The sequence below is a fragment of the Promicromonospora kroppenstedtii DSM 19349 genome (assembly GCF_000515355.1).
In the GTDB taxonomy this organism is placed as follows: Bacteria; Actinomycetota; Actinomycetes; order Actinomycetales; family Cellulomonadaceae; genus Promicromonospora; species Promicromonospora kroppenstedtii.
The window spans coordinates 1-1,874 of sequence record NZ_KI911727.1 but is presented as its reverse complement, the minus strand read 5'-3'; the positions used below and the strand labels follow the sequence as shown (position 1 = coordinate 1,874).

At 74.3% G+C, this 1,874-nt stretch carries 3 protein-coding genes; all 3 read right to left on the bottom strand.

The features are described from left to right. Positions 1-462 (bottom strand): hypothetical protein (locus PROKR_RS35765; protein WP_036967182.1); only part of this gene is annotated, 462 nt, incomplete at its 3' end. 43 nt (positions 463-505) lie between these two features. Beyond that, on the bottom strand, positions 506-1,648 hold the full coding sequence (gene solA, locus PROKR_RS21490; RefSeq protein WP_036967180.1) for an N-methyl-L-tryptophan oxidase: 1,143 nt from the start codon (positions 1,646-1,648) through the stop codon (positions 506-508). 57 nt (positions 1,649-1,705) lie between these two features. Continuing rightward, positions 1,706-1,874 (bottom strand): SDR family oxidoreductase (locus PROKR_RS21485; RefSeq protein ID WP_036967178.1); only part of this gene is annotated, 169 nt, incomplete at its 5' end.

Below are 1,874 nucleotides of genomic sequence, written 5' to 3'. Positions count from 1 at the left end.
GGGCTCGCCCGCGGACGCCGACCCGGCCGGGGCCATCGCCGCCGCCAGCTCGCTCTCGTCCGCCGTCGCCCGGCAGTACACGCGCTTGCCGCTGCCCTTGCACAGCTCGTGCAGGCCGGCGGCGAAGGCGTGCAGGTCCTCGGGCTCCGCCCGGCGGAAGCGCCGCGAGAGGGACCAGTGCTTGACGACGTCGTCCAGCGTGGTGGGTCGCACCATGCCGAACAACGTGACCAGGTGGTTGGACAGCCGGATGAGCAGCCGGGCGCCGTCCGGGCTCTCTGCCACGAGCTGGGCGCTGCGCAGGCCGTCGTCGCCCGTGGGGCCGCCGAGCAGCCGCTCCAGCTGGCCCAGCACGGAGGCGGGATCGACCACGTGGGATCCCACGGCTCCGTCGATCTCTCCGCCGTCGATCGTCAGGGCCGCCGTCTCGTCGTCGGGGGCCGCAAAATACTCGAACCTCATGCGCGCATCTTTCCGCATGTCAGGGGGTGCTCGGTGCCATTCTTCACGCGAACCGGTCCGGGTTCATGAAGCCGACGTCGCTGTAGGTCTCCTCCCCGACCGCGATCTGCGCCAGCAGCTCGCCCACACCCGCGACGTGCTTGAACCCGTGCCCGCTGTCCCCGCCCGCCATGACCAGGCGCGGGTCGCCGCCGGGACGGCCGACGAGGAACTGCTCGTCCGGCGAGTTGGTGATCATGCACGGGATCGCCTTGACCGGGACCGGGTCCACCTGCGGGAACGCCGCCGCGACCGCCTCGGCCAGGCGGTCGACGTCGCGCCGCGGGTGGATGTACCGGTCCAGCTCGTCGGGGTCGGTGTCGTCGTGCCCGTGGTCGCTGAGCCCGATCTTGATGTGGAAGCCGTCGCCGCTCCCGTGGCCCCACAGGCCGCGCCCGTCGGCGAGCTCGTAGATGAACGACGGGAACGCGGCGAGGTCGAACGGCTGCGAGGCGCCCTCCTTCGGCGCGAACCAGTACAGCGGGGTCCGGCGCGGCCGCAGCGGCAGGTCGGGCAGCAGCTTGGCGTTCCAGGCCCCGGCGGTGACGACCGCCTGCGCGGCCTCGAAGACGGCGGTGGGCGTGGTCACGCGCACCCCGCCGTCGACGAGCTCCACCGACGTCACGCGCGTACCCGGGTACACCTGGGCGCCCGCCTCGGCCGCGGCCCGGGCCTGCGCGCGGACGTTGCGCTCGGGGAAGCACAGGCCACCCTCGGGGTCGAGCACGGCGACGGTCCGCTCGTCCAGGCCGGCGTACTGCGGGTACCGGCGCACCAGCTCGTCGTGCGACAGGTGGTGCACCTCGACGCCGGCCGCCTCGGCCGCCGCCGTCGTGCCCTGCACCGGCAGCGACGCCGGGCTCCCGACGCTCAGGCAGCCCGTCTGCTCCACGTAGCTCTCGCCGTACCGCTCCCCCAGCCCGGTCCACAGGTCCAGGGACCTGCGGGCCACGGCGGCCAACCCGGGGTGCTCCATGCAGGCGACCCGGAACAGCCGGGTCGCACCGTGCGAGGATCCCAGGTCGTGCCCGATGTCGAAGCGGTCGATCCCGGCCACGGAGACCCCGCGCTCGGCGAGCCGCCAGAGCGCGGCGCTCCCGAACCCGCCCAGCCCGACGACGACGACATCAGTGGTGATGGTGCTCATCCGGCCACGCTAACCCCGCGGTCCCCGGCGCAGCGCCGGGGACCGGCCGCCGAGACGTCATGCGGGGCGGACCCTGAGCGAGTGCATCCCGCCGTCCACCGCGATCGTCGTGCCCGTGGTGGACGCCGCCTGCGGGCTCGCCAGGTACGCGACCGCCTCGGCGACCTCGTCCGCGGAGACCAGGCGGCCGTGCGGCTGCCGCGCCTCGAGGGCCGCGCGCTCGGCC

What these genes read in the sequence shown, in the direction of transcription:
- solA (WP_036967180.1), bottom strand. Translation starts at nt 1,648, where the DNA reads ATGAGCACCATCACCACTGATGTCGTCGTCGTCGGGCTGGGCGGGTTC.